Source organism: Lacinutrix sp. (assembly GCF_023299985.1).
Lineage (GTDB): Bacteria > Bacteroidota > Bacteroidia > Flavobacteriales > Flavobacteriaceae > Lacinutrix.
On record NZ_JALZVX010000211.1, the window covers coordinates 1 to 3,981 of the forward strand.

At 31.5% G+C, this 3,981-nt stretch carries 6 protein-coding genes; 5 read left to right on the plus strand and 1 reads right to left on the minus strand.

The annotated features are described in order from the left end of the window. Positions 1-560 (minus strand): 2,3,4,5-tetrahydropyridine-2,6-dicarboxylate N-succinyltransferase (locus tag Q0C58_RS11390; RefSeq protein ID WP_290701606.1); only part of this gene is annotated, 560 nt, incomplete at its 3' end. Between the two features lie 236 nt (positions 561-796). On the opposite strand from Q0C58_RS11390, the gene ruvX reads away from it, so the two are divergent. From ruvX to mazG, 5 genes are all read left to right on the plus strand, one after another. Then, positions 797-1,207: a Holliday junction resolvase RuvX gene (ruvX, locus tag Q0C58_RS11395; RefSeq protein ID WP_290701610.1), complete on the plus strand. Its 411-nt coding sequence runs from the start codon at positions 797-799 to the stop codon at positions 1,205-1,207. A gap of 105 nt (positions 1,208-1,312) precedes the next feature. Continuing rightward, the gene (locus tag Q0C58_RS11400; protein ID WP_290701613.1) at positions 1,313-1,897 is read left to right on the plus strand and encodes a T9SS type A sorting domain-containing protein; all 585 of its coding nucleotides are present in this window, start codon (positions 1,313-1,315) and stop codon (positions 1,895-1,897) included. A gap of 92 nt (positions 1,898-1,989) precedes the next feature. Beyond that, entirely contained in the window at positions 1,990-2,580 is a 591-nt protein-coding gene (gene def, locus Q0C58_RS11405; protein ID WP_290701616.1) for a peptide deformylase, read from the plus strand. A 57-nt stretch (positions 2,581-2,637) separates the two neighbouring features. Continuing rightward, complete coding sequence (locus tag Q0C58_RS11410; RefSeq protein ID WP_290701619.1) at positions 2,638-3,054, plus strand: DUF5606 domain-containing protein; 417 nt, start codon at positions 2,638-2,640, stop codon at positions 3,052-3,054. Positions 3,055-3,138: 84 nt separating this feature from the next. Next, positions 3,139-3,912 (plus strand): nucleoside triphosphate pyrophosphohydrolase, encoded by a 774-nt coding sequence (mazG, locus tag Q0C58_RS11415; RefSeq protein WP_290701622.1) that lies wholly within the window; start codon positions 3,139-3,141, stop codon positions 3,910-3,912. Positions 3,913-3,981 lie beyond the last annotated feature (69 nt).

The following is a 3,981-nucleotide window of genomic DNA, read 5'->3' on the forward strand; positions in this document are numbered from 1 at the left end:
TCCACACGTACACCTTCTACAACAATACATCGCGAACCAATAAAAGCACCATCTTCAATAATAACTGGAGCGGCTTGTAAAGGCTCTAAAACACCACCAATACCAACACCACCAGACAAGTGTACGTTTTTACCAATCTGTGCGCAACTACCAACTGTAGCCCAAGTATCTACCATTGTACCTTCATCTACATAAGCACCAATATTAACATAACTAGGCATTAAAATAGTACCACTAGAAATATAAGCACCATGTCTAGCAATAGCATTTGGTACCACTCTAATTCCTTTTTCTTTATAACCTGTTTTTAATGGAATTTTATCATGGTATTCAAAAATACCAGCTTCCAATGTTTCCATTTTTTGAATAGGAAAATATAGAACCACAGCCTTTTTAACCCACTCGTTTACTTGCCATCCATCAGTAGTTGGTTCTGCAACACGTAAAGTGCCTTCGTCAAGTAATCCTACTACTTTTCTAATAGCTGCTTGCGTAGCATCTTCTTTTAATAAATCTCGGTTATCCCAAGCATTCTCTATAGTTTGTTGTAGTGCTTTCATCTATAATATTTTGTTTTCTGTGTTTATGCTAAATCTATTTTGTAAAGGCAAAAAAAACGTATCCTTAATTATATGTTTTTTGGGCGTGCCCTAAAGGTCAGGCTCTCGGCAGTCGCTCTCTGCGAGGAGCTTCAACAAATGCCTCCATCCTTCACGCAAATATAACCTCTATTTATAATTTAGCATAATATTTATGTATGTAGTATAGAATAACTAAATTTGCTAAAAAATTAACAATGGCTCAAATTCTAGCAATAGATTATGGTAAAGTAAGAACAGGATTGGCTGTAACAGACGATATGCAAATTATTGCTTCTGGACTAACTACTGTACCAACAAACGAGCTATTAGATTTTTTAAAAGAATATACTAAAAAAGAAAACGTAGAATTATTCTTGGTTGGTGAACCCAAACAAATGAATAACCAAGCAAGCGAAAGCGAAGTTTTAATTAAACCTTTTATTAGTAGATTACGTACTTTTTTTCCACAGATACCTATTAAAAGAGTAGATGAGCGTTTTACCTCTAAAATGGCAATGCAAACCATGATAGATAGTGGTTTAAAGAAAAAACAACGTCAAAACAAAGCACTTGTAGATGAGATAAGTGCAACTATTATACTGCAGTCGTATTTGTATAATTTATAGTATTACATCTGTTTTTTAAGTATTTAAACGAATTTGTTAATCTGTATTCATGTTAATATATTCTTAAGTTCATGATATATATAAGTTTGTAAAAAAATATATATCATGAAAAAAATTACTTTATTATTATTTGCTTTCTTTTTAACACTAAACATGTTTGGACAATGTCCTGCTTTAACAATGGCAACAGAGTTTAATATTAACTTTTCAGACAATGATAATATTCCAAACACTTTTAATGCTTGTTCTTCCGTTTATCCTCAAACAGTAACTACAGCTAATGGGTCTGTATATGGAAGAGGATCATGTGGTCAAGGTCAATTATCTTATTCTAAACAATCAGGACCAGGAATAGATCCAGATAACTTTACAATGGATTTTGGGTTTGGACCTTGTACTTATGTTAATGGACAATTAACTACTTTATCTAATAGTGAGTTTGTTGTTAGTGAATTTGAAGTTTATCCAAATCCAGTAACTAAAGGAAAACAACTAAATATTAACTTTCCAAACGAGAGTAATTATAATGTAACTATAATAAATATTTTAGGAAAGACTGTTTACAATAGAGAATACACTAATAGCTCTAATATAAAAATAAATACAAATGCATTTGCAAATGGGTTGTATATGTTGAGATTATCTAATAACACTAATACTGTTGTAAAAAAGGTAGTAATCAATAACTAGAATCAATTAGAAAACAATTATAAGAGGCCTTAATATTTTATATTAAGGCCTTTTTTATTGTATTTTTGCCTACCCATAATAAATAGTAAATAATGGTATTACCAATAGTCGCTTATGGCGATCCAGTTTTAAAAATTAAAGCAAAAGAAATTGCAAAAGATTATCCTAATTTAAAAACGTTAATCGAGAACATGCATGAAACTATGCATGGTGCTTTTGGTGTTGGTTTAGCAGCACCACAGATAGGTTTACCTATTCGTATGTTTTTAGTAGATACATCTCCTTTTGCAGACGACGACGTGTTAGACGATAATGAGCGTGCTTTTTTAAAAGATTTTAAACACACGTTTATAAACCCAACTATTCTAGAAGAAAGTGGAGACGAGTGGGCTTTTAACGAAGGCTGTTTAAGTATTCCAGATGTTCGCGAAGATGTTTTTAGAAAACCAAACATTAAAATAGAGTTTTTTGATGAAGACTTTAAAAAGCATACAATGGAATTAGATGGTTTAGCTGCAAGAGTATTCCAACATGAGTTCGATCACATTGATGGTGTTCTATTTACAGACAAGTTATCTAGTTTAAAAAAGCGCCTAATAAAAAGCAAATTGCAAAATATTTCTAAGGGTAAGATTATAGTAGATTACAGAATGAAATTCCCTAACCAAAAAAAGAAACGCTAAAAACTTGCAAAACATAATCGAGTACAAGATATTTGCGCTCCTTAATAACAAAACAAAATGGCATTAGATAAAATATTAGCAATTTCAGGAAAACCTGGTTTATACCAATTAGTAACCCAAACAAGAGGTGGCTTTATTGCAAAATCGTTATTAGATAATCGTAAAATATCTGTTAGTATCCAACAGAATGTTAGCATATTAAGTGAGATTGCAATTTATACTTTAACAGAAGAGGTTCCTTTACGAGAAGTTTTAAGTAAAATTAAAACCAAAGAAAAAGGTGAGCAAACTTCGGTAAGCCATAAAGATGGTAAAGATAAGCTAGAAGAATATTTCTTTGAAGTATTACCAGATTACGATGAGGATAGAGTATATGCTAGTGATATTAAAAAAGTAGTACAATGGTACAATATGCTTCAAAAGCATGACTTATTAGATTTAGAAGACAAAAGAAAATCAGACGAAGAAGAATAGATTTTCTTATTCAATTTTATAAATTAAAATCCAGCTTTTTAGCTGGATTTTTTTGTTTACATTAACTTTGCAAAAACATTTTAAATGAATTCCAGAGCCAATCAATTAAAAGCATTCGATCGTTTATTAACCATTATGGACGAGCTTCGTGAGCAATGTCCTTGGGATAAAAAACAGACAATGGAAAGTCTACGTCATTTAACAATTGAGGAAACTTATGAGCTTGGTGATGCTATTTTAGATAACGATTTAGAAGAAGTTAAAAACGAAGTAGGCGATTTACTATTGCATTTAGTATTCTATGCAAAAATAGGAAGCGAAACAAATGCTTTTGATATTGCAGATGTTTGTAACTCTATTTGCGAAAAACTAATTCACAGACATCCACATATTTATGGAGACGTAAAAGTAAAAAATGAAGAAGAAGTAAAGCGCAATTGGGAAAAATTAAAACTAAAAGAAGGTAGAACAAGTGTTTTAGAAGGTGTGCCTAAAAGTTTGCCAGCTTTGGTAAAGGCAAGCCGTATTCAAGATAAAGTTGCAGGTGTTGGTTTCGATTGGGAAAAACCAGAGCAAGTTTGGGAGAAAGTAGAGGAGGAGCTTGAAGAGTTTAAAGTTGAGGTAGCTAAAAACGATGCAGAAGCAATGGAAGACGAGTTTGGAGATGTTTTATTCTCATTGGTTAATTATGCACGTTTTAAAAATATTAATCCAGAAAACGCTTTAGAACGCACTAATAAAAAATTCTCTAAAAGGTTTCAATATTTAGAGTCTAAAGCAAAAGCTTTAAATAAAGATTTAAAAGACATGACACTTCAAGAGATGGATGTTTTTTGGGAGGAAGCCAAAAAAATGTAATCAGAAAAAATGATGTTTCAATTTTTTCAGATACTCTAGTTTTTTGGGAGGAAGCCAAAAAAATGTAAT

Coding starts and splice junctions, on each gene's coding strand:
- Q0C58_RS11410 (WP_290701619.1), top strand. CDS start 2,638: ATGGCATTAGATAAAATATTAGCAATTTCAGGAAAACCTGGTTTATAC.
- mazG (WP_290701622.1), top strand. CDS start 3,139: ATGAATTCCAGAGCCAATCAATTAAAAGCATTCGATCGTTTATTAACC.
- ruvX (WP_290701610.1), top strand. CDS start 797: ATGGCTCAAATTCTAGCAATAGATTATGGTAAAGTAAGAACAGGATTG.
- def (WP_290701616.1), top strand. CDS start 1,990: ATGGTATTACCAATAGTCGCTTATGGCGATCCAGTTTTAAAAATTAAA.
- Q0C58_RS11400 (WP_290701613.1), top strand. CDS start 1,313: ATGAAAAAAATTACTTTATTATTATTTGCTTTCTTTTTAACACTAAAC.